This window comes from Nocardioides malaquae (genome assembly GCF_015070385.1).
Classification (GTDB): domain Bacteria; phylum Actinomycetota; class Actinomycetes; order Propionibacteriales; family Nocardioidaceae; genus Nocardioides; species Nocardioides malaquae.
The window spans coordinates 158,860-180,022 of the sequence record NZ_JADCSA010000002.1 but is presented as its reverse complement, the minus strand read 5'-3'; the positions used below and the strand labels follow the sequence as shown (position 1 = coordinate 180,022).

At 72.0% G+C, this 21,163-nt stretch carries 21 protein-coding genes; 12 read left to right on the top strand and 9 right to left on the bottom strand.

What is annotated here, in order from left to right; all coding sequences use genetic code 11:
* The first annotated feature begins 3 nt into the window (after positions 1-3).
* From rsgA to IEQ44_RS02810, 3 genes are all read left to right on the top strand, one after another.
* Positions 4-996, top strand: a complete 993-nt coding sequence (rsgA, locus tag IEQ44_RS02820) for a ribosome small subunit-dependent GTPase A (RefSeq protein ID WP_193636904.1) — start codon at positions 4-6, stop codon at positions 994-996.
* A gap of 30 nt (positions 997-1,026) precedes the next feature.
* Complete coding sequence (gene hisN / locus IEQ44_RS02815) at positions 1,027-1,902, top strand: histidinol-phosphatase (protein WP_193636903.1); 876 nt, start codon at positions 1,027-1,029, stop codon at positions 1,900-1,902.
* A 100-nt stretch (positions 1,903-2,002) separates the two neighbouring features.
* A complete protein-coding gene (locus IEQ44_RS02810) occupies positions 2,003-2,434 on the top strand; it encodes a CBS domain-containing protein (RefSeq protein ID WP_193636902.1) in 432 nt (143 codons plus the stop codon).
* Positions 2,435-2,462: 28 nt separating this feature from the next.
* Here IEQ44_RS02810 and IEQ44_RS02805 read toward each other — a convergent pair whose 3' ends face one another.
* The gene (locus tag IEQ44_RS02805) at positions 2,463-3,821 is read right to left on the bottom strand and encodes a TrpB-like pyridoxal phosphate-dependent enzyme (protein WP_193636901.1); all 1,359 of its coding nucleotides are present in this window, start codon (positions 3,819-3,821) and stop codon (positions 2,463-2,465) included.
* Between the two features lie 161 nt (positions 3,822-3,982).
* Here IEQ44_RS02805 and IEQ44_RS02800 point away from each other — a divergent pair, with 161 nt between their 5' ends.
* Complete coding sequence (locus tag IEQ44_RS02800) at positions 3,983-4,351, top strand: FKBP-type peptidyl-prolyl cis-trans isomerase (RefSeq protein ID WP_193636900.1); 369 nt, start codon at positions 3,983-3,985, stop codon at positions 4,349-4,351.
* Positions 4,352-4,499: 148 nt separating this feature from the next.
* Here the strand turns inward: IEQ44_RS02800 and IEQ44_RS02795 are convergent, their stop codons facing one another.
* Complete coding sequence (locus IEQ44_RS02795; protein ID WP_193636899.1) at positions 4,500-4,754, bottom strand: RNA-binding S4 domain-containing protein; 255 nt, start codon at positions 4,752-4,754, stop codon at positions 4,500-4,502.
* Between the two features lie 48 nt (positions 4,755-4,802).
* Positions 4,803-6,083: a DUF445 domain-containing protein gene (locus IEQ44_RS02790; RefSeq protein ID WP_193636898.1), complete on the bottom strand. Its 1,281-nt coding sequence runs from the start codon at positions 6,081-6,083 to the stop codon at positions 4,803-4,805.
* Between the two features lie 38 nt (positions 6,084-6,121).
* On the opposite strand from IEQ44_RS02790, the gene IEQ44_RS02785 reads away from it, so the two are divergent.
* Positions 6,122-6,517, top strand: a complete 396-nt coding sequence (locus IEQ44_RS02785; protein WP_193636897.1) for an FAD synthase family protein — start codon at positions 6,122-6,124, stop codon at positions 6,515-6,517.
* A gap of 1 nt (position 6,518) precedes the next feature.
* A complete protein-coding gene (locus IEQ44_RS17820) occupies positions 6,519-8,015 on the top strand; it encodes an MXAN_6640 family putative metalloprotease (RefSeq protein WP_193636896.1) in 1,497 nt (498 codons plus the stop codon).
* 16 nt (positions 8,016-8,031) lie between these two features.
* Here IEQ44_RS17820 and IEQ44_RS02775 read toward each other — a convergent pair whose 3' ends face one another.
* Positions 8,032-9,708: a long-chain-fatty-acid--CoA ligase gene (locus IEQ44_RS02775; RefSeq protein WP_193636895.1), complete on the bottom strand. Its 1,677-nt coding sequence runs from the start codon at positions 9,706-9,708 to the stop codon at positions 8,032-8,034.
* A gap of 95 nt (positions 9,709-9,803) precedes the next feature.
* On the opposite strand from IEQ44_RS02775, the gene IEQ44_RS02770 reads away from it, so the two are divergent.
* The gene (locus IEQ44_RS02770) at positions 9,804-10,853 is read left to right on the top strand and encodes a patatin-like phospholipase family protein (protein ID WP_193636894.1); all 1,050 of its coding nucleotides are present in this window, start codon (positions 9,804-9,806) and stop codon (positions 10,851-10,853) included.
* A 4-nt stretch (positions 10,854-10,857) separates the two neighbouring features.
* On the opposite strand, the gene IEQ44_RS02765 is transcribed toward IEQ44_RS02770, so the two are convergent.
* Genes IEQ44_RS02765 through IEQ44_RS02755 form a run of 3 tightly spaced genes read right to left on the bottom strand, consistent with a single transcriptional unit; the run spans position 10,858 to position 12,599 of the window.
* Complete coding sequence (locus IEQ44_RS02765) at positions 10,858-11,151, bottom strand: chorismate mutase (RefSeq protein WP_193636893.1); 294 nt, start codon at positions 11,149-11,151, stop codon at positions 10,858-10,860.
* Positions 11,152-11,193: 42 nt separating this feature from the next.
* On the bottom strand, positions 11,194-11,559 hold the full coding sequence (locus IEQ44_RS02760; RefSeq protein ID WP_193636892.1) for an ankyrin repeat domain-containing protein: 366 nt from the start codon (positions 11,557-11,559) through the stop codon (positions 11,194-11,196).
* Positions 11,556-12,599, bottom strand: coding sequence for a MaoC family dehydratase (locus tag IEQ44_RS02755; protein WP_193636891.1), 1,044 nt, complete (start codon positions 12,597-12,599; stop codon positions 11,556-11,558). The genes IEQ44_RS02760 and IEQ44_RS02755 overlap by 4 nt, the downstream gene beginning before the upstream one ends.
* A 59-nt stretch (positions 12,600-12,658) precedes the next feature.
* Between IEQ44_RS02755 and IEQ44_RS02750 the strand changes: the two genes are divergently transcribed.
* Genes IEQ44_RS02750 through IEQ44_RS02740 form a run of 3 tightly spaced genes read left to right on the top strand, consistent with a single transcriptional unit; the run spans position 12,659 to position 16,183 of the window.
* Positions 12,659-14,050 carry a MurL-like N-terminal domain-containing gene (locus tag IEQ44_RS02750; RefSeq protein ID WP_193636890.1) on the top strand — a complete coding sequence of 464 codons (1,392 nt, stop codon included), beginning with the start codon at positions 12,659-12,661 and terminating at the stop codon, positions 14,048-14,050.
* Positions 14,037-15,347, top strand: coding sequence for a UDP-N-acetylmuramoyl-L-alanine--D-glutamate ligase (gene murD, locus IEQ44_RS02745; protein WP_193636889.1), 1,311 nt, complete (start codon positions 14,037-14,039; stop codon positions 15,345-15,347). Before IEQ44_RS02750 ends, murD begins: the two co-directional genes overlap by 14 nt.
* Before the next feature lie 8 nt (positions 15,348-15,355).
* The gene (locus tag IEQ44_RS02740; RefSeq protein ID WP_193636888.1) at positions 15,356-16,183 is read left to right on the top strand and encodes a hypothetical protein; all 828 of its coding nucleotides are present in this window, start codon (positions 15,356-15,358) and stop codon (positions 16,181-16,183) included.
* Between the two features lie 25 nt (positions 16,184-16,208).
* On the opposite strand, the gene IEQ44_RS17815 is transcribed toward IEQ44_RS02740, so the two are convergent.
* On the bottom strand, positions 16,209-17,393 hold the full coding sequence (locus IEQ44_RS17815) for a YibE/F family protein (protein ID WP_319804459.1): 1,185 nt from the start codon (positions 17,391-17,393) through the stop codon (positions 16,209-16,211).
* A 131-nt stretch (positions 17,394-17,524) separates the two neighbouring features.
* Here IEQ44_RS17815 and IEQ44_RS02730 point away from each other — a divergent pair, with 131 nt between their 5' ends.
* Both IEQ44_RS02730 and IEQ44_RS02725 read left to right on the top strand, forming a co-directional pair.
* A complete protein-coding gene (locus IEQ44_RS02730; protein ID WP_193636887.1) occupies positions 17,525-18,532 on the top strand; it encodes an AraC family transcriptional regulator in 1,008 nt (335 codons plus the stop codon).
* Between the two features lie 130 nt (positions 18,533-18,662).
* On the top strand, positions 18,663-20,009 hold the full coding sequence (locus tag IEQ44_RS02725; protein WP_193636886.1) for an alpha/beta fold hydrolase: 1,347 nt from the start codon (positions 18,663-18,665) through the stop codon (positions 20,007-20,009).
* Between the two features lie 45 nt (positions 20,010-20,054).
* Here the strand turns inward: IEQ44_RS02725 and IEQ44_RS02720 are convergent, their stop codons facing one another.
* Positions 20,055-21,104, bottom strand: a complete 1,050-nt coding sequence (locus tag IEQ44_RS02720) for a TY-Chap domain-containing protein (RefSeq protein WP_193636885.1) — start codon at positions 21,102-21,104, stop codon at positions 20,055-20,057.
* Positions 21,105-21,163 lie beyond the last annotated feature (59 nt).

The following is a 21,163-nucleotide window of genomic DNA, read 5'->3' as shown; positions in this document are numbered from 1 at the left end:
GCCATGAGTCGCCGCTACGACGAGACCGACCACGAGAGCTACGAGCGTCCTCGCCGTCGGACCCGCCCCCGCACCAAGGAGCGGCCCTCCTACGACGACGCAGTCGACGGTCGGGTGATCACCGTGGACCGCGGACGGTTCACGCTGCTCGTCGAGGGCCGCCGGGTGATGGCGATGAAGTCGCGGCCGTTGGGTCGCAAGGGGGTGGTCGTCGGCGACCGCGTGCGGGTGGTCGGTGACGTCTCGGGGCGCGACGGGTCACTGGCCAGGATCGTCGAGGTCCGCGAACGGACCACCGTGCTGCGACGCACCGCTGACGACGACGACCCGGTCGAGCGCGTCATCGTCTCCAACGCCGACCAGCTCGTGGTGGTGACGGCCCTCGCGGACCCCGAGCCACGTCCGCGCCTCATCGACCGAGCGCTCGTGGCGGCCTACGACGCCAGGATGGCGCCGCTGCTCGTGCTCACGAAGGCCGACCTCGCCGACCCCGAGCCGCTGCTGCGCACCTACCGCTCGCTGGGGGTGCCGTGGGTGGTCACCGAACGCGGCGGCGACCTCACCGAGGTGCGCGCGGCCCTGGACGGGCGTACGAGCGTGCTCGTCGGCCACAGCGGCGTCGGCAAGTCGACCCTCGTCAACGCCCTGGTGCCCGACGCCGACCGTCTCGTCGGCCACGTCAACGCGGTCACCGGCCGCGGTCGGCACACCTCCACCTCCGCCTACCTGCTGGCGCTGCCCGAGGGCGCCGGGTGGATCATCGACACTCCCGGCATCCGGTCGTTCGGGTTGGCCCACGTCGACCCGGAGCGGTTGATCGAGGCCTTCCCCGACCTCGACGAGATGACCGAGGAGTGCCCGCGCGGGTGCAGCCACGGGGAGAGCGAGCCGGAGTGCCAGCTCGACGACGCACTGGCCGAGGGGGACGTCGACCCGGACCGCGTCGAGTCGTTCCGGCGACTGCTCGCGGCGCGCGAGGGCGGGCAGGAGTACTGACCACCTGCGCTGTGGGCATAGCCTTGGGCCATGTCGATCACCGGCCCGGGCAGCACTGACCACACCGACGACCTGCGTCTGGCGCACGTCCTGGCCGACGACGCGGACTCCTTGACCACCGCCCGTTTCAAGGCGCTGGACCTGCACGTCATGAGCAAGCCCGACCTCACCCCGGTCACCGACGCCGACCGCGACGTCGAGGAGGGCATGCGGCGCACCCTGGCCAAGGTGCGCTCCCGTGACGCGATCCTCGGCGAGGAGCACGGCGTCACCGGCCACGGGTCGCGGCAGTGGATCATCGACCCGATCGACGGCACCAAGAACTTCGTGCGCGGCGTGCCCGTCTGGGCGACCCTGATCGCGTTGGCGGTCGAGGGTGAGGTCGTGGTCGGCGTGGTCTCCGCGCCCCAGCTGCAGCGTCGCTGGTGGGCGGTGAAGGGCGGCGGGGCCTTCACCGGCCGCAACCTGCTCAAGGGCCAGAAGATCGAGGTGTCCGACGTACGCCGCCTCGAGGACGCCTCGTTCTCCTACAGCTCGCTGTCGGGCTGGGAGGAGCGCGACCAGCTCGACGCCTTCGTGCAGCTCTCCCGCCGCGTGTGGCGCACTCGCGCCTACGGCGACTTCTGGTCCTACATGCTGCTGGCCGAGGGTGCCGTGGACATCGCCGCCGAACCCTCGCTCGAGCTCTACGACATGGCCGCGCTCGACATCATCGTGCGTGAGGCCGGCGGACGCTTCACCTCGCTGGACGGCACCAACGGCCCCTGGGGCGGCAACGCCGTGGCCACCAACGGCCACCTGCACGACGCCGCCCTCGCCTTCCTCGGGAGCGCCGAGCACGACGGCTCCGACCCCGACCAGGGCCGCCGCCACCCCGGGTCGGTGACGGAGCTGCGACGTCGCTGACCCCGGAACAGGTCGCGTGACCTGTTTCACACTCGACCCTGTTCTTTGTCGCTGCGGCCCACTACGGTGACGGCAACGGTGATCGACCAGGAGGAGAGCCATGCGTGTCAACGAGGTCGTCAAGAGCAAGGAGATCCAGCAGGTCGTGACGATCGCCCCTGACGCCACCGTCGAGGAGCTGATCGCCCTGCTGGCACAGCACAACATCGGCGCGGTCGTCGTCAGTGCCGACGGCTCGTCGCTGGACGGGATCGTCAGTGAGCGCGACGTCGTCCGCCGTCTGCCACAGGGGGTCGACGTGCTCCGCGGGCCGGTCTCGTCGATCATGACCGCGGCGGTGCACACCTGCGACGGCACGGAGTCGCTGGAGGAGCTGGCGCGGTTGATGACCGACCAGCGCGTGCGTCACGTGCCGGTCGTCGTGGACGGCGCCCTCACCTCGGTCATCAGCATCGGCGACGTGGTGAAGAGCCGGATCGAGGAGCTGGAGTTCGAGCGCGACCAGCTCGACCAGTACGTCCACGCCACCTGAGGGGCCACCCGAGGGCCCCTGAGGTGGCTCACTCCACGGCGGGCAGCGTCGCGAGCGACGCGGAGAGCTCCTCGTCCGACAGCAGCGAGTCGCCGGTCAGGTTGCCCTTGAGGTAGGAGTCGAACGCTCCCAGCTCGAGGAGGCCGTAGCCGGAGAGACCGACCACGATCACCGGCGCGGTGCCGGCCTCGTCGGCCGCCAGCGCCTCGCGTCGGGCCTGCGCGAGGGCGTGGGACGACTCCGGTGCCGGCACGATGCCCTGGGCCCGGGCGAACTCCACCGCCGCCGCGAAGCACTCGTCCTGGTCGAGCGCGACGGCCTCCACCAGTCCCTCGTGCACGACGTGGCTGACCAGCGGCGCCATGCCGTGGTAGCGCAGACCACCGGCGTGGATCGGCGAGGGCACGAAGTCGTGGCCCAACGTGTACATCTTCATCAACGGCGTGAGGCCGGCGGTGTCGCCGAAGTCGTAGGCGTAGGTGCCGCGCGTCATCGTGGGGCAGGACGACGGCTCGACCGCGACGAGCCGGGTCGTACGCCCCTCCGTCAGGTTGCCGCGCAGGAACGGGAAGATCAGTCCGGCCAGGTTGGAGCCGCCACCCGCACAGCCCACCACGACGTCGGCACCGTCCTCGCCGGCCTTCTCCAGCTGCTTCACGGCCTCCTGGCCGATCACGGTCTGGTGCAGCAGCACGTGGTTGAGCACCGACCCCAGGGCGTACTTGGCGCCCTCGTCCTGGGCCGCGAGCTCCACGGCCTCGGAGATCGCGATGCCCAGCGAGCCCGGGTGCCCCTCCTCGAAGGCCTTCCCCGACTCGGTCATCTGCGACGGGGAACGGTGCACGGTGCCACCGAAGACCTCGATCAGGGTGCGGCGCTGCGGCTTGGTGTCGTAGGAGTGTCCGACCTGCCAGACCTCGCACTTCATGTCGTAGAGCGCGCAGGCGTAGGCCAGCGCCGTGCCCCACTGGCCCGCCCCGGTCTCGGTGGTCAGCCGGGTGATGCCGTTGAGCTTGTTGTAGTAGGCCTGCGGCACCGCGGTGTTGACCTTGTGCGACCCCGCGGGCGAGACGCCCTCGTACTTCACGTAGATGCGAGCCTTGGTGCCGAGGCGCTCCTCCCACTTGCGCGCGCGGATCAACGGCGCGGGACGGTACTGCGCGTAGACCTCCTGCACGGCCTCGGGGATCTCCACCCAGCGCTCGGTCGTGACCTCCTGGGCGATCAGCTCCGGCGGGAAGAGCGCGGAGAGGTCGTCGGGGCCGACGGGCTCGTGGGTGGCCGGGTGCAGCGGCGGCGGGGGCGGCGTGGGCAGGTCGGCCACGACGTTGTACCAGGAGGTGGGCCGCTCGTCGTCGGCGAGGTGGAAGGTCACGGGCTGCGTCATGGCGTCTCCTGGTGGTCGGGCTGGGATCTGCGCCCCGCGGCAGGATACGGGGCCGACGGGGTGCTCGTCCCACGACCCGGCCACCGCCGCTGCATAGGATGGATCGGGTGCGCGGACCCGCGCAGCACGCTCAGCACGCTCAGCACAACGAGAGGGACCTCATGGACAAGCCCGAAGTCGACCCGCACCTGGGCGACGCGCCCGCCGACCTGGAGATCACCGACCTCGTCGAGGGGGACGGGGCCGAGGCCAAGTCCGGCGACACCGTCTCCGTCCACTACGTCGGAGTGGCCCACTCCTCGGGTGAGGAGTTCGACGCCAGCTACAACCGGGGCACCCCGCTTCAGTTCCGCCTCGGCATCGGCCAGGTCATCTCCGGATGGGACACCGGCGTCCAGGGCATGAAGGTGGGCGGCCGCCGTCGTCTCGTCATCCCGCCCCACCTGGGCTACGGCGAGCGCGGTGCCGGTGGCGTGATCAAGCCCGGCGAGACCCTGATCTTCGTGGTGGACCTCCTCGCCGTGAAGTGACCCCTCACGCACCTACCGAAATGGTCGCGATCTGACGATCTGACGACCATTTCGGTAGGTGCGCGGGTGACTGGACGCCGAGCGGGGTGAGCGCCAGGACAATCCCCAGAACAAGCTCCGGGGCAGTCACCAGACAGTCACCAGACAGTCACCAGGGGAGGTTGTCGGTCACCTCGCCGTGCACCACCCGAGCGGCCTGGCCGCCGAGCTCGACGACGTCGCCGTCGCGCAGCTGACGGCCGCGACGGGTCTCGACCTCGCCGTTGACCCGGACCTGTCCCTCGGCGACCCGCTCCTTGGCCTCTCCCCCGTGCTCGACCAGGCTCGCCAGCTTGAGGAACTGACCCAGCCGGATCACTTCGTCGCGGATGCCCACGTCCATCGGGTCAGCGGCGGCGCTCATGGGGCCAGTCTCGCAGGTGGGCCTCTCCGACGGGCCCCGCAGGCCGGATCAGTGGCCGAGCAGCTGGCTGACGGCGTGAATGAGCAGGCCCACGATGCCGCCCACCACGGTGCCGTTGATGCGGATGAACTGCAGGTCACGGCCCACGTGGAGCTCGATCTTGTCGGAGGCCTCCTTGCCGTCCCACCGCTCGATGGTGTGGGTGATCACCTCCGTCACCTCGGCGCCGTAGCGCCCCACCAGGAAGACCGCCGCGTCCGCGGCCATGGTGTCGAGACGCTCGCGCACGCTCGCGTCGGTGCGCAGCAGACCACCGAGACGCAGCAGCTCGGTCAACGCGCGCTGGCGTACGGCTCCGTCCGGGTCGCGCAGCGACGCTAGGGTGGCCCGCCGCAGCGCGTTCCACAGTGACACCACCGTGGTCGCGACCTGGGGGTGCTCGAGCAGGCGGTTCTTCAGGCCCTCGGCGCGCTCCTGGGTGGCCGGGTCCTCCAGCAGGTCGCGGGCGAGCTGCGTGAGCATCGAGTCCAACGCCTCACGGGCGTGGTGGTGGGGGTCGTCGCGGATGTCCTCGAGCCACCGCAGCGCCTCGATGTGTGCGCGCGCCGTGACGAACTCGCTCACCCGCTGCGGCGCCCACCACGGGGCCCGTTCGGCGAGCACCTCCTCGAAGGTGTCGGGGTTCTCCACCAGCCAGCGGTGCAGCTCGACGACGCCCAGGTCGACCAGTCCGTTGTGGACGCCGTCGCGCACCACCTCGGTGAGCAGGCTGCCGGCGAGCGGCGCGATCGGTTCGTCGCGGAAGCGCGGGATCAGTCCGTGGGTGACCAGCTCGACGACGTGCTCGTCCCGCACCTTCGCCAGCCCCAGCGCTGCCACCTCGCTGACCTCGTCGACCACCCGGCGGGCGTGCGCCTCCTCGCCCAGCCACTCCCCCACCCGCATCGAGATCTCCGCCGCCCCGACCCGGTCGCGGACGATCTCCTCCTGCAGGAAGTTCTCGCCCACGAACTCCTGCAGGCCCCGCCCCAGCTCGTCCTTGCGGCGCGGCACCAGCGCGGTGTGCGGGATCGGCAGGCCCAACGGGTGCCGGAAGAGCGCCGTCACGGCGAACCAGTCGGCGATCGCCCCGACCATCGAGGCCTCGGCGCCCGCGTTGACGTAGCCCCAGAACCCCTCCTGCCCGAGCGTGGCCAGGTAGACCACGGCGGCGAAGGCGAGCAGACCGGTGGCCACGGCACGCATCCGGTTCAGGCCTCGGCGACGTTGGGCGTCTGCCTCCGGGGCAGGGGTCACGATCTGCAGCGGGGGCGTGGCGGTCTCTCTCATCGTCTCCATCCTGCCCTGCGCATGCCAGAATGCCCGTCATGCCTCGCACCGTCCTCACCTTCGGCACCTTCGACGTCTTCCACGTCGGCCACCTGCGCATCCTCGAGCGGGCCGCTGCCCTGGGCGACCGGTTGGTGGTGGGTGTCTCCGCCGACGAGCTCAACATGCGGAAGAAGGGACGCACCCCCGTCTTCAGCGAGGCCGAGCGTCTGGCCATCGTCAAGGCGCTGCGGGTCGTCGACGACGTCTTCGTCGAGGAGAGCCTGGAGCAGAAGCGGGACTACATCGTCGAGCACGGCGCCGACGTGCTCGTGATGGGCGACGACTGGGCCGGCAGGTTCGACGAGTTCGAGGACGTGTGCGAGGTGGTCTACCTGCCCCGCACCCCGGCGATCTCCACCACCGCGATCATCGAGCACATCGCCGAGCTCTGAGGTGAACCACCGGGGGGTCACGCTCCTCGCCCTGCTGCTCGTCGCCCTGCTCCTGCCCGCCCCGACGACGGGGCCCGCGGCCGGCGCGCCCGGGGAGGGCCGCCCCGCGCCGAGCGTGCTGGCGGCAGTCGAGTCGAGCCTTGCCACGACCCCGGGTGCCCACGCCCACCGCGACGAGCAGGACCTGACCCTGGCGCTGCGCGACCTGTGGCTCTCACGGAGCGCGTTGGCGGCCACCGACCGACGCCGGGCCCGCGGCCTGCTGGCCCGCCCGTCCGACCCCCACGCCCCGGAGGCGTGGCGCTACCCCGGCGAGCTGACCCCGCGCCGATCCTGCACCGCACGCCTCTGCGTCACCCACGTCGAGACCGGACGCCACGCCGCGGCGCCCGCCTGGGCCTCGGCGACCCTCACCGCGGTCGAGGCGGCGTGGACCCGTCTGGTCGAGCAGCTGGGCTACCGGGCTCCCGCCCCGGACGGCTCCGCAGGCGGCGACGCCCGGTTCGACGTCTACCTCGCCGACCTCTCCTCCCAGGGGGAGCTCTACGGCTTCTGCGCGCCCGAGGAGCTCGCGCCGGGCCACCACGCCCGCGCGACCGCCTTCTGCGTCCTCGACAACGACATGGCGCAGCTGGGCGCCTCCCCCAGCGACGCGCTGGCGGCGACCGCGGCGCACGAGTTCTTCCACGCCGTGCAGTTCAACTACGACGTGGGCGAGGACCGGTGGTTCATGGAGGCGTCCGCGACCTGGGCCGAGGCCCAGGTCTTCGCCCGCGTGCGGGACAACCGCCAGTTCCTCGCCCAGGGCCAGGTGGGACGCCCGACGCTGCCCCTGGACTCGGTCACCTCCAGCTACGGCAACTGGATCTTCGTGCAGTTCCTCGCCCAACGCGGCGGGATCGACGCCGTGCGCCAGATCTGGGAACGTCTCGACGCCTCCCCGGGGGCTCGCGACGAGTGGTCGGTCCAGGGCGTGGGACGCCACTTCGCCGCCCGCGGCGACGCCTGGCCCCGGCTCTACGCCGACTTCGTGCGCGCCAACTTCCGGCCCGCGCGGCACTACACCGGCGGGGCGTCCTTCCCCCGGGCGGCCGTGACCGCACGCGCCCACGTCGGGCGGCGTACGCCCTCGGTGCGGCGCGCGGCCTGGCTGCCGCACCTGAGCTCCCACAGCCTCCGGCTCCGCGTCGGCGCGCGGGACCGGTCGCAGCGTCTGCTCCGGCTCGACCTGCGCACCACTCGGCGCCAGCATGCGCGCATCCAGGTGCTGGTGCACCGCAAGGACGGTCGGGTGGGGCTGCGTCGGGTGCCCGTCGGCCGGGCCGGACGCGCCGTCGTGCGGGTCAACGTGCGGGGCGGACGCGTGCGCCACGTCGTGGTGCTGACCAGTCACAGCGGGGCCGCCCACCGCAACTGCGGTGGCAACAGCGGGTGGTCGTGCGGAGGCGACCCGGTGGGCGCCCTGCGGGTGCGACTGCGCGCCCGCCTCCTGCCCTGACCGCTCTGACCGGCCGTCAGCCCTGGAGCAGCTCCGCGACCTCGCGCCGCAGCACCTTGCCCATCGGGTTGGTCGGCAGCTCCTCCACCGCCACCACGCGGCGCGGCACCTTGTAGGGCGTCAGCTCCCCGCGCAGGAACCGGCGTACGTCGTCGGGGTCGAGCTCGGCGCCGTCGGCCACCACGACCGCGGCGACGACCTCCTCGGCGCCCTCCGGCGTACGCACGCCCACGACCGCCGCGTCACCGACGGACGGGTGGCGCCGCAGCGCGGCCTCGACCTCGGAGGGGTAGACGTTGAAGCCGCCGGTGATGACGACCTCCTTGATCCGGTCGACCACGGTGAGGAAGCCGTCGGGCGCCATCGTGACGATGTCACCCGTGCGGAACCATCCGTCGTGGAACGCCGCACGAGTCTCCTCGGGCAGGTCCTTGTAGCCATCGAAGACCTGCGGGCCGCGCACGAGCAGCTCGCCGCGCTCCCCCAGCGGCACCTCACGGGCAGGATCCTCGGGGTCGACGATGCGGACCTCGGTGTCGGGGAAGGGGACGCCGATCGACCCCGGACGCCGTCCCTTCGACATCGGGTTGCCCACGACGACCGGTGAGGTCTCGGTCAGGCCGTAACCCTCCACCAGCAGCCCGCCGGTCGCGGCCTCCCAGCGCTCGACCAGCGGCGCCTGCAGGGCCATGGCGCCCGAGAGCGACCACTTGATGCCTCGGATGGAGACGCCGCTGCGCTCCGCCTCGTCGACGATCTTCTGGTAGAGCGGCGGCACGGCTGGCACGAACGACGGCACCTCGCGCTTGATCGCCTCCATGACCAGCGGGATCTCCGGCTTGGGCAGCAGCACGAGCTTGGCGGCCACCGACAGGCCGAGCAGCACGCTGACCGTCACCCCGTAGGCGTGGAAGAGCGGCAGCGCCACGAGGACCGACTCCTGCCCGGGCACCATGCCGGAGACCCACGCCTGTCCCTGCACGACGTTGGCGACCAGGTTGCGGTGGCGCAGCGGCACACCCTTGGGGGTGCCGGTGGTGCCGGAGGTGTAGAGCATCAGGGCGACGTCGTCGGCGACCGGGCGCGGGTGCGACTCGTCCAACGGTGCGGAGGCGAGCAGGTCCCGCCACGGCACGGTGCCCGGGGCGGGCGCGTGCAGCTGGGCCCGGGAGGCTCGCGCCTTCGCGATCGGCAGGCGGAGCAGGAGGCGCTTGGTCAGCGGCAGCTCCTGGGTCATGTCCACGGAGACGACGTGCTCGAGGGCGCAGTCGCCCTTCAACGAGCCGACGACGTCGGCCACCTTGTCCCAGACCACCGCGACCGTGGCGCCGTGGTCGGCGAAGGGGCCGCGGAGCTCGCTCGCGGTGTAGAGGGGGTTGTGCTCGACGACGGTCGCCCCCAGTCGCAGCACCGCCAGGAAGGCGATCACGTTCTGCGGGCAGTTGGGCATCACGAGGGCGACGTTGTCGCCGGGGCCCACGCCGAGGCGTCGCAGCCCCTCGGCCACCCGCAGCACGGCGGCGTGCGTGTCGGCGTAGGTGGTCGTGCGACCGAAGAAGTCGAGCGCCGGACGCTCGCCGTGCTCACGCACCGATCCCTCGAAGAGGTCGAGCACCGTGCGCTCCCCGTAGGTCAGCGTGAGCGGGACACCGGGAGCGTACGACTGGGCCCAGGCCGGGGCGGGGTGGTTCATCGGAGACCTTCCTGACGGCGCGACGCGGAGGCTTCGCGTCGGCTCCAACCTACTCGGCGGCGCCGGCGTCGCCGCCCGCTGGCTAGCATCGCACCATGGACGACGAAGCCCGCCCCACCCGTGTCGCGCTGGCCCTGGGTGGAGGCGGAGCCCGCGGTTATGCCCACATGGGAGTGATGCGGGTGCTCGAGGAGCGGGGCTACGAGGTCGTCGGCATCGCAGGCACCTCGATGGGGTCGGTCATCGCGGCGCTCTACGCCAAGGGCAGGCTCCAGGAGTATGAGCAGTGGGTCACCGCCCTCACCCAGCGCGACGTCATCCGCCTGCTCGACCCAGCCCTGCGCTCCCCCGGGGCGATCAAGGGCGAGCGGGTCATGGCGCGCGTCTCGGAGCTGCTCGACGGGGTGCGCATCGAGGATCTCCCGATCCCCTTCACCGCGGTGGCCACCGACCTGCTCAACCGCAAGGAGGTCTGGTTCCAGGAGGGGCCGGTCGACATGGCGGTGCGCGCGTCGATCGCGCTGCCGAGCTTCATCACCCCGGTCATGCTCAACGGCCGACTGCTCGCCGACGGCGCCATGGTGAACCCCGTGCCGATCGCCCCGCTCTCAGGCCTGGACGTCGACCTCGTCGTCGCCGTCAACGTCAACGGCACGCCGCGCGACCCCTCCGCCCGGCTCGGGCGGGTGCGGGAGTCCGCCGACCCCCGTCCCGTCGCGGAGTGGCAGGAGCGCCTGCGGCGTACCGCCTCGCAGGTCTTCGACAACGAGACCGGTCGACGGCTCACGTCGTGGCTGAGCGCCCGACGCTCCGAGGCCGACCACGACCCGGAGGCGACCGACGAACCCGCCGGCGTCCCGGCTCCGGAGACGGCCGACGAGGGGTTCGACAGCCTGCCGCCGGACCTGGGCATGCTGAGCGTCATGGAGCTCTCGCTCGACACCCTGCAGAGTGTGGTGACCCGCTACCGGATGGCCAGCTATCCGCCCGACGTGATGATCACGATGCCGAAGGACATCTGCCGCACCCTCGACTTCCACCGGGGCGCCGAGATGGTCGAGGTGGGCCGCGCCTACACCGAGCGAGCGCTCGACGAGTACGAGGCGGGTGACATGGAGTCACCCCAGGACCACATCGAGGTGTGACCCCTCACTTCTCCCGCAGCGACTGGTGGTTGCGGATGACCTGCTCGATGATCAGCCCCAGGATCTTCTCCGCGAACTGAGGGTCCAGCCCCGAGCTCTCGGCGAGCCCACGCAACCGCTGGATCTGGAACTCCTCGCGCGCCGGGTCGGCGGGCGGCATGTCGGCGGAGGCCTTGAGCTCGCCCACCCGCTGGGTGCACTTGAACCGCTCGGCAAGCAGGTGCACGAGCGCAGCGTCGAGGTTGTCGATGCTGGCACGCAGGCGGTGCAGCTCGGCGAGGGCCTTCTCGTCGGTCATGGGGCCATGGTCACAGGTGCGGCTGCGGCACGGGTCACCGGGTCACCGGCCCGAGATCCGGGACAGCCACCGGACGACCGGTCCCCTGGGCTTCGCGGGAGGCGGCGGCTCCTGCGCGCCCAGGGAGCGCAGCCTCAGGACCACGTCGTCGAGGCCACTGCGCCGCGCCGCCTCGATCGGCGTGCACTCCTCCATGTCGGAGGCCAACGTCGGGTCGGCGCCGCGGTCGAGCAGCAGGTGGGCGACCTCGCGGTGGCCGCCCAGGCAGGCCTCCACCAGCGCGGTCGACTGCATCTCGGGGTGGGCGTAGTCGACGTCGACACCCGCGTCCAGCTGGAAGCGGACCATCTCCACGTCGCCGTCACGAGCGGCGTGGAACATGTCCTTCCACTCGGCCCCCGTGGTCACCGCGGCACGAACGCCCAGTAGTCGAGGTCGAGCAGCACGCCCTCGGCGTACTTGCCGTCCTCACCGCGCAGGGTCATCGACTCGTCGCGGCCGCGGGTCGCGACCAGCCGCAGACGCAGGGCGCCCACGCCGGGGGCCGACGTCTCGGCCTTGTCGAGGACCTCCGACCAGGCGTAGACGGTGTCGCCGGCGAAGGCCGGGGCGGTGTGCGCGCCGGCGTTGATGGCGGCGATCAGCTGCGCGTTGGCCAGGCCGTTGAACGACAGCGCGCGGGCCATCGAGATGATGTGGCCGCCGTAGATCAGGCGGTTGCCGTCGGGACGCGCCTGGGTGTTGAAGTGCACCTTCGCGGTGTTCTGCCACAGCCGGGTCGCCATCATGTGCTCGGCGTCGCTCAGCGTGACCCCGTCGACATGGTCGATCTTCTCGCCGACGGCGTAGTCGTCGAACCGGTGCGGCTCGCCCGCCGCGGTGAAGTCGTAGGAGGTGAAGTCGAGCCCCTCCGGCACCACGAGGTCGTCGACGGCCACGACCTTGGCCAGGTCGGGCACCACCGGCTCGGGGGCCGGCGCGGAGGAGTCGCGCTTGTGCACCATCACCCAGCGGCACCACTCGACGGCGACCTCGTCACGCTGGTTCTTCGCGGTGGAGCGCACGTAGACGACGCCGGTCCGCCCGTTGGAGTTCTCCTTCAGCCCGATCACCTCGGAGGTGGTCGAGAGGGTGTCGCCGGCGACGACGGGCTCGCGGAAGCGGCACTCGGCGTAGCCCAGGTTGGCCACCGCGTTGAGCGAGACGTCGGGCACGGTCTTGCCGAAGCCGACGTGGAAGGCGATGAGCTCCTCCACCGGAGCGCCGCGCAGACCGACGGAGGCGGCGAACTCCGCCGACGACGGCAGGGCGAAACGGGTCGGGTAGAGCGCCCCGTAGAGCGCGCGGTCACCCTCGGTGACGGTGCGCGGCGTCGCGTGCTCGATCACCTGTCCGACGGTGAAGTCCTCGAAGAAGTTGCCGGCGTTGGTCTTGGCAGTCGTGGGCATGGGCGCCATTGTGCCCAAGGCCCGAGGGCCGCCGATGCCCCGGTCGTATGCTGGCGCCCATGAGTTGGGTCCTGTCGACGTCCCCGGAGTCGCTCGTCCTCGAGGTCCTGACGCCCGAGGCCGACGCGTCCGGAGAGATCGCGTTGCGCTACCGCTACCGCGAGCTCGACGGTGACCGCACGCTCGAGCTCACCGAGCACGTCACGCTGCCCGACAGCCCCCACGGGCCGGACGAGTCAGCCGGGTCGAGCGACGCCGACGGGGCGCGTACGCCCTCCGCGCGGCTGCTGCGCCTGCTCGCGCTGGCCGCGGCGCCGAGCTACTACAAGGCGTGCGTGCCTGCCACGATCGCCGTGCCGGACGGCCTCACCCCACTCGAGCGGCGCTTCCTGACCGCGGTGATCGGCCACGGCCTCGGCGAGTTCGCCTTCCGCAACGACGTGCCCCGCGCGCTCACCCCCACCATCGAGGCACCCGACCTCGACGAGGTCGCACCGGTGGAGGACTCCGCCGGCGACCCGGTCCGGCCGCTGGTCGCGGTGGGGGGAGGCAAGGACTCGGTGGTGACGATCGAGGCGCTGCGCGCGATGGGCCCGGCCACCGGTGTGGAGCCCACCCTCTTCTCGGTCAACTCCTACGCCCCCATCGAGGCCACGGCCCGGGCTGCCGGCCTGCCCCTGGTGGTGGCGCGCCGACGTCTCGACCCCGCCCTCTTCGCGCTCAACGACGCCGGGGCCCTCAACGGTCACGTCCCGGTCACCGCCGTGAACTCGGTCGTCGGACTGCTCGTGGCCGAGCGTCTGGGGCTCGACGCGGTGGTCTTCAGCAACGAGGCCTCCTCCTCCTTCGGCAACGTCACCTGGCAGGGCGTCGAGGTCAACCACCAGTGGTCGAAGGGCATCGAGTTCGAACGTCTCCTGGCCGAGGCCGCCGCCGGGGGCGCGGCCCGCTACTTCTCCTTCCTCCGCCCGCTGACCGAGCTGGCGATCATGCGCCGCTTCGGCCAGCTGCGCGACTACCACCCGGTCTTCACGAGCTGCAACCGCGCCTTCCACCTCGACCCCTCCCGGCGGCGGCTGTGGTGCGGCGAGTGCCCCAAGTGCCACTTCGTCTTCCTCTGCCTCTCCCCCTTCGTGCCCCGCGCGGAGCTCGAGGCGATCTTCGGGGGCCGCGACCTCTTCGCCGACCCGGCGCAGCGCGAGGGCTTCATGGAGCTGCTCAACGCCGGCGGACGCATGAAGCCCTTCGAGTGCGTCGGCGAGCCCGACGAGTGCCGGGCCGCGTTGACGCTGACCCAGCGCCACCCCGACTGGGTGGGCCACCCCTTCCTCGCCGACCCGGAGGTCGCGGCCTGCCTGGTCGACGACGTGGTTGTGGAGCGCGCCTTCGCCTTCCACGACGACCACCTGCTGCCCGCCTCCTACGAGAAGGCCGCGCGTGCGCTTCTCTGACCTCGACGGTCGACGCGTCGTCGTGTGGGGCGCGGGCCGCGAGGGCAGCTCGGTGACCGAGCACCTGCGCGCCCGCGGTGTCACCGTCGTGGTCGCCGAGCCCGACCGGCCCCGCCCGGAGAGCCCCGTGGTCGCGGGCGTCGCGTACGCGGCCGAGGGCCGGGCCGAGCTGCTGGCTGCCGACGTCGTCGTGAAGTCGCCGGGGGTCCCGGCCACCCACCCCCTCCTCGCCGAGGTCCGGTCGGCCCGGGTCCCGGTCACCAGCCTCACCGACCTGTGGGTCAGCGAGCACGCCCACCGCGTCGTTGCCGTCACGGGCACGAAGGGCAAGTCGACCACCGCCAGCCTGCTGCACCACCTGCTCCTGGCCGCCGGCATCCGCTCCTCGCTGCGGGGCAACATCGGCACCAGCGTGCTGGAGGAGTCAGACCCACCGGCCGAGGTGGTGGTGATGGAGCTCTCCAGCTACCAGGCCCAGTCGTTGACCCGCTCGCCCCGCGTCGTCGCCGTCACCTCGTTGTTTCCCGAGCACCTCACGTGGCACGGGTCGTTGGAGGCCTACTACCGCGACAAGCTCAACGCGGTCGCCCACGCCCCCGAGGTCGTCGTCGTGCCGGCAGAAGCGTCCGAGGTCGTACGCCGGGTGCGGGAGCGGCTGGGTCCCGGGACGCAGCTGCTGCTCACCGACGAGTCCGACGTGCACGTGGACGCCGCGGGCGACGTGGTGTGGCCGGACGGCACCCGCGTGGCCGCCGCCGACCTGCCACTCCCGGGCCGTCACCACGCCGGCAACATCGCCCTGGCGTTGAGGCTGGCGGGGCTGCACGGAGTCGCCCCGGCCGACCTCGTCCACGCCCTGCGCGACTTCGCTCCCCTGCCCCACCGGATGGAGCCGGTGCCCTCGGGCGACGGGCGCCGCTGGATCGACGACAGCCTCGCCACGGCCCCCGAGGCGGTGGTGGCCTCCCTCTCCGCCCTGGCCGGCGAGCGCGTTGCCGTCGTCGTGGGCGGCGAGGACCGGGGCCTGGACCTCACACCCCTGACCACCCACCTGCGCGCCCACCCCGAGCTGACGCCGCTGCTCATCGGCCCGGCGGGCGCCCGGATCGCGCAGGAGCAACCTGACCTCGCCGCCCGCCATTTCGACACCTTCGCCGAGGCGGTCGCCTGGGCGGGCTCGTCCGCCAACCCGGCCGACGTGGTGCTGCTCTCCCCCGGGGCGCCCAGCTACGACGAGTTCAACGACTACACCGAACGCTCGGCGGCCTTCCGTGCCGCCGCCCGAGCGGCCACGTGACGGGTGACGTGACGCGCACCTGGACCGACGGCGTCGCCGTCGACTGCTCCGACGACGAGTGGGCGGCACTGCGGGCCGGGTTCCTCGGGGCGGGCTTCCGAGTGGTGGTCCCCTCCGGTCCCGACCGTCCCGCGGCGCTTGCCCGCGCTCGCGACCTCGCCGCCCGCGTGGCCGAGCGTCTGCGCACCCGACTCGACGAGACGCCGTGGCGCCACCTCGCGAGCGAGGTCCGCGACCCGGGCCCTGGTGGGGGCAGTGGCTCAGGTTCGGCCCTCGAGGTGGTGGGCGGCTGGACGCATCGCTTCCGGGCGTCCTCGGGCCCCTGCAGCACGCGCGTCACGGCGTGGACCGTGCCCACGGCGCCCACCGTGCCCACGGCGCCCACGGCGCTTCCCGGCACCGAGGGGTCGAGTTCCGCCCCGGCGCCGGGCGTCACGCTGCCCTGGCAGGTGAACATCGCCTCGCCGCTGACCGGACTGCCCGCCCTTTCCGGCCACCACGAAGCGCGTGCCGAAGCCTGGCTGCGGCCGGGTGAGGTGGGCATCTGGTCCTCCGCCACGACCGCCCTCGTCGACACGACCGCGGGCGCGCCGCTCCTGCGTACGCCCCGAGGCTGGCTGCACCCCGTGCCCCACGACGGCACGGTGCCCCACCACCTGTGGGAGCGCGCCTGTGCCCGCCTGCAGGCTGACGCCTGGAGCGGTGAGCTGCCGCACGACCTCGACGCCGTGCTCTGCGTCGCGCCCGACGGACGACTGACCCACCTGACTGCTCTCGACGGCGTGCCGCTGTCAGACCGCCCCGCGGTGGACACCGCCCTCGACCGTCTGCGTTGAGGCCCACCCGCGGGTCACGAGTCCCTCAGGAGGCCGTCTCCTCCCCGCGCACCGCGCGAGCGGCCACCAGCGCCGCGAGCGCGGTGGTCACCGGCACGGCGGCGATCAGGCCCAAGGTGGCGACGCCGCTGCGCACGATCTCCTGGGCGAGCACCTGGTCGGTCACCACCGCGCCCAGCGTCGGGTTGTTGGCCACGATCAGCACGAGCAGCGGCAACGTCGAACCGGCGTAGGCGAGGATGATCGTGTTGATGACCGAGGCGATGTGGGCGCGCCCCACCCGACCGCCGGCCCGGTAGAGGTCGACCGCACGGTAGGCCGGGTTGGCCCGGGCCAGCTCGGTGACGGTCTCGGACTGCGTGACCGTCACGTCGTCGAGCACGCCCAAGGAGCCCACCATGATGCCCGCGAGCAGCAGTCCGCCCATGTCGACGCCCAGGTCCATGCCGACGGTGGTCGAGACGTCGTCGGTGACGCCGGTGAGGTGCAGCCCTGCCACCGCGATCCACGCCAGGAGGCCCGTCAACGCCAGGCTGACCAGCGTCCCGACGAGCGCGACGGTCGTCGACAGCGTCAGCCCGTGGGTCAGGTACATGACCGACAGCACGATGGCCGCGGACCCGGCGAGAGCCATCGCCACGGGCGAGGAGCCCTCCAGGATGCCCGGGACCACGAAGTACAGCAGCACCAGGAACGTCACCCCCAGACCCAGCAGTGAGCGCACCCCGCGCCAGCGGCCGAAGGCCACGACGGCCAGCACGAACGCGGCAGCCAGGATCCACATGCCGGTGGCGCGGCGGTGGTCGACGATGCTGAAGGTGCCGCCGTCGGGTGTCGACATGTGGAGCAGCACCACGGAGTGTCCGACCTCGATGCGGGCGGCGCCGGTGCCGTTGGGCAGGGTCGTCTCGACGCGGGCACCGACCTCGACCGGGGCTCCGTCGACCTCGTCGACCTCGACGGTCGCGCTGCCGCACCCGTTGACGTCGTCGGGCAGCGGCTCGGGGCACTCCTCGCGGTCGACGGCGACCACGGTGCCACCGGCCTGCCCGGCGCCGGCCACCTCAGGCGTCTCGCGCTCGACCGCGCCGGGCCACAGCAGCGCGAGCGCCACCAACGTGACCACCACGAAGGGCGCGACGACTGCCACGGCCCAGCGGCGCATCCGCCGCGTCTCCGGGTGCGACGTGTGTGCATGGCTACCGCCCACCGATGACCTCCACACTGACCCGCTGGCGACATCCCAGGCACACTCGACTGACCTGACCAAGGATCCCAGAGAGTCCGGCGGGTGGCCGACCGGCCTTGACAGACCCGCCTCCAGCACGGACTCTCGCGTGCATGGCGATGATCCGGTCCGCGGGACTGCACGGCTTCCGTGCCCTCGTGGCGGAGCTGGGCGGCGACGCCGGGGACATTGCCGTACGTTCGGGCCTGCCGACCGCAGCTCTGGAGAGCAACCAAATGCTCGTCTCCGACGCCGCCGTCGCCGTGGCCCTCGAGACCGCGGCCCACGAGCTCTCGTGCCCCGACTTCGGCCTGAGGATGGCGCGTCGCCAGGACCTCAACCTGCTGGGGCCCCTGGGGTTGGCGGTGAAGCACTCCGAGTCGCTCGCGACCGCCCTGCGCTACGTGAGCGACTTCCTCTTCGTGCACGCCGAGGGGCTGCGGATCTGGGCCGTGCCCGACCCACTCGGGTCACCAGACGTCGCGGGGGTCGAGTTCGACGCCGGGCCGGGACGGGTGCCGACACCGCAGAGCACGGCGCTGGTGCTCGGGTTCGCGCACCGCGCCGCCGTCGAGCTGGTCGGGGGTCCCTACGGTCTGCGGAGCGTCGAGCTGCCGCACGATCCCCCGGACCCGGAGGCCTACGCGGCCTACTTCCAGGGTCCCGTGCGCGGGGGCCGCGCCTCCGCGGTCATCCGGATCACCGGCTCCCTGGCCAGCCTGCTGCTGCGTGAGCACGACGAGGAGCTGCAGCGTCTGGCCGGCGCGATGCTGGCGCGTCACCGCCGCAACCCCGCCGACGACGTCGTCCAGCAGGTGCGTACGGCGCTCTCCCACGCCATGGGACAGGCGCCGTTGACGCTGGGTGCGGTGGCCCGGCAGATGAGCGTGCACCCGCGCACCCTGCAGCGGCTCCTGGCCTCCGCCGGCACGTCCTTCGCCGAGGTGCTCGACGACCTGCGCCGTCACAACGCCCGTCAGCTCCTGGTGGGCACCGACCTGCCGATCGCCCAGGTGGCCCAGCGGGTGGGCTACGCCGAGGCGGCGACCTTCACCCGACGGGCCCACGCATGGTGGGGCACCACGCCAATGCGTGTGAGGCATGGCGCACAGTTGTCGTGATCCGACAAGAGTTCGTCGCGATCGGACAACCAGCCGCCTGCCACCTCCGTCACGGTTGACCCTGGAAGGGAGACACGCGTCTCGTTTGCGAGCCTCGGCTCGCTCGACACCGCACCACCAGGGAGAACCGATGACCCGCACCACCCGAACGCTGGCCGCTGCCGCGGGCAGCGCCCTCGTGCTCAGCCTGCTGAGCACCGTCACCACGGCGACTGCCGCGCCGACGACCACCCCGGCCACCGCGTCGGCCACCGCCACCGGATACGACGACTTCTACACCCCACCCACCGACCTGCCCGCGACGGACGGGACCGTCGTGCGCTCGGAGCCGATGAAGCTGGGCATCTCGTTCCCGTTGCTGGGTCGCCAGACCCGACTGCCGGGCACCGCCACCCGCATTCTCTACACGACCACTGACGAGGGCGGCGACCAGGCCGCGGTCTCGGGTGTCTACATCGAGCCGTCGAAGCGGTGGCGAGGCAAGGGCGACCGACCGCTGGTCTCCTTCTCCGTGGGCACCCAGGGCGTTGCCGACGCCTGCGCACCCTCCAAGACCCTGGAGAGCTTCCTCAACGTCGAGGACGGCAAGTTCATGGTCGGCTACGAGGTGCCGTCGATCTACGGCTTCCTGAACGACGGCGTGGCCGTCGTGGTCACCGACTACATCGGGCTGGGCACCACCGACCGGGTGCACACGTACATGAACCGGGTCGACCAGGGCCACGCCGTGCTCGACGCGGCCCGTGCCGCCCTCTCCCTCCCGGGCACCTCCGTCACGGAGCGCTCGAAGATCGGCCTCTACGGCTACTCCCAGGGCGGTGGTGCGGCCGGCGCCGCGGCCGAGCTGGCGCCGACGTACGCCCCTGAGCTCAACCTGGCCGGCGCCTATGTGGGTGGTCCCCCGGCGAACCTCTTCGAGGTCATGAAGACGATCGACGGCACGTTGCTGACCGGCGCGATCCCCTGGACCATCAACGCGATGCACGCCTACCGGCCCGAGCTGACGCCCTACCTCGACCAGCTCGTCACGCAGAAGGGCATCGAGGCCATCCACACCTCGAAGGAGCAGTGCATCGTCGACACCCTCCTGGCCTTCGGCACGAAGAAGACCTCGGAGTGGACCCGCTCGGGCAACCCCGCCTCGGTCGACGTGGCCGCGGAGCCGGTGCTGATGCAGGCCGTCGCCGATCAGCGCATCGGTCGCCTGAAGCCGACGATCCCGGTGCAGGTGCTCACCGGGACGAAGGACGACATCGTGCCGCACGCCCAGGCCAAGCAGCTCGCGCTGGACTGGTGCGCCCAGGGCGCCAACGTCACCTACAAGCCGGTCATCCAGCTGGTCGGGTCCGGCGGCCTGATGCTCAGCCACCTCGGCCCCCTGCTGAGCCACCAGGGCGCGGCGCGTGACTGGATCGTGGACCGCTTCAACGACGTGCGGACCAGCGGCAACTGCAGCTCGGCGGCCCGCCTGCCCTGATCCACTCGACCCGCTCGACCCGCGTCACCCGTGACGGCCCGGCAGCTAGCCGACCTCTCCCCCGGTCCGCAGCGCCAGGTCGTCGCGGGTGCGCTCGAGCGTGTGCAGGAAGATGTCCATCAGCACCGCCAGGTGCAGCTCGGCGAACGGAAGCGCCGGGATCGTGACCTCCTGCCAGATCGTGCGCCTGCGCACCGTCCACTTCATCCAGAGGTCGTCACGGTTGAGCAGCTCGACCTCGACGGCCGTCGCAGCACGTGAGCGCGCGTTGTGCACGACCCGGGCGGAGACGTGCACGGCAGGCTCCTCGTTCAGGATGTCCACGAAGACCAGGTGACCCAGGTGGCGCACCACGAGGGCACCGGTGTCGTCGACGACCACGTCGTCGAAGTTCTTCCGCATGAAGCGAATGACGACGTCGGTCAGGTCCTTCGGTCTGGTGAACTCGCGACGGAAGCTGGTCATCTCGTCTGCCTCGTCGTCGCCCGAGACCGTGCTCAAGGACGTGCCCGAGGACGCGTCCGGGCCGATGCGATCGACCCGGTCGACCGGCACAGCCGTGCTGGCCACGAGACCGAGCAGCCCGGCCGCCCCCGCCGCGCGCCCCCACGCCCGGTAGGTGAGGAGCTCCGGGTGCGCCACTCCGAACTGCTCCCGCAGGGCGACGACGACACTCCGGGCGACCTCGGGCGCGGCGGCGAGCCCGTCGTCGCGGAACCAGTTCTTCTCGGGTGCGTCAGCTCCGTGCCATCCGGCGGCGCGCATGCTCCGACAGGCGGTCTCGTCCAGCAGGAACTGGGGCGTGAGCTGGTCGTTGGAGGACGCCTCGGTGTGGAGCCGGGCGCCTCCGTCGGCGCCGGCGAACAGGACGTAGGGGGCGCTGCCGGGGCCCTCGTCGTCGAAGCCGGGCACCTCGACGATGAGCAGGTCGGACTCCTCGTCGTCGTCCATGCGGAGCAGCTGGGCAGCCAGCCGCCTCTCGAGGTCGCTCCACCGCGCCTCGACGGTGGGGTCGGGGCACGAGGCGACGTCAGCAGGGTCCCGGTCGGCGCCGCGCGGGTCGGTGGGGTCGTCACCCCGTGTCGTTCCAGCCATGGCCCCGCTCCCTCCAGCTGTCTGGATTCGACGGTAACGCCGAGCACCGACGGTTGCGC

Excerpts from the sequence above, each read along its gene's own strand:
- rsgA (WP_193636904.1), top strand. The coding sequence starts at position 4 with ATGAGTCGCCGCTACGACGAGACCGACCACGAGAGCTACGAGCGTCCT.
- hisN (WP_193636903.1), top strand. The coding sequence starts at position 1,027 with ATGTCGATCACCGGCCCGGGCAGCACTGACCACACCGACGACCTGCGT.
- IEQ44_RS02810 (WP_193636902.1), top strand. The coding sequence starts at position 2,003 with ATGCGTGTCAACGAGGTCGTCAAGAGCAAGGAGATCCAGCAGGTCGTG.
- IEQ44_RS02805 (WP_193636901.1), bottom strand. The coding sequence starts at position 3,821 with ATGACGCAGCCCGTGACCTTCCACCTCGCCGACGACGAGCGGCCCACC.
- IEQ44_RS02800 (WP_193636900.1), top strand. The coding sequence starts at position 3,983 with ATGGACAAGCCCGAAGTCGACCCGCACCTGGGCGACGCGCCCGCCGAC.
- IEQ44_RS02795 (WP_193636899.1), bottom strand. The coding sequence starts at position 4,754 with ATGAGCGCCGCCGCTGACCCGATGGACGTGGGCATCCGCGACGAAGTG.
- IEQ44_RS02790 (WP_193636898.1), bottom strand. The coding sequence starts at position 6,083 with ATGAGAGAGACCGCCACGCCCCCGCTGCAGATCGTGACCCCTGCCCCG.
- IEQ44_RS02785 (WP_193636897.1), top strand. The coding sequence starts at position 6,122 with ATGCCTCGCACCGTCCTCACCTTCGGCACCTTCGACGTCTTCCACGTC.
- IEQ44_RS02775 (WP_193636895.1), bottom strand. The coding sequence starts at position 9,708 with ATGAACCACCCCGCCCCGGCCTGGGCCCAGTCGTACGCTCCCGGTGTC.
- IEQ44_RS02770 (WP_193636894.1), top strand. The coding sequence starts at position 9,804 with ATGGACGACGAAGCCCGCCCCACCCGTGTCGCGCTGGCCCTGGGTGGA.
- IEQ44_RS02765 (WP_193636893.1), bottom strand. The coding sequence starts at position 11,151 with ATGACCGACGAGAAGGCCCTCGCCGAGCTGCACCGCCTGCGTGCCAGC.
- IEQ44_RS02755 (WP_193636891.1), bottom strand. The coding sequence starts at position 12,599 with ATGCCCACGACTGCCAAGACCAACGCCGGCAACTTCTTCGAGGACTTC.
- IEQ44_RS02750 (WP_193636890.1), top strand. The coding sequence starts at position 12,659 with ATGAGTTGGGTCCTGTCGACGTCCCCGGAGTCGCTCGTCCTCGAGGTC.
- IEQ44_RS02730 (WP_193636887.1), top strand. The coding sequence starts at position 17,525 with ATGGCGATGATCCGGTCCGCGGGACTGCACGGCTTCCGTGCCCTCGTG.
- IEQ44_RS02725 (WP_193636886.1), top strand. The coding sequence starts at position 18,663 with ATGACCCGCACCACCCGAACGCTGGCCGCTGCCGCGGGCAGCGCCCTC.
- IEQ44_RS02720 (WP_193636885.1), bottom strand. The coding sequence starts at position 21,104 with ATGGCTGGAACGACACGGGGTGACGACCCCACCGACCCGCGCGGCGCC.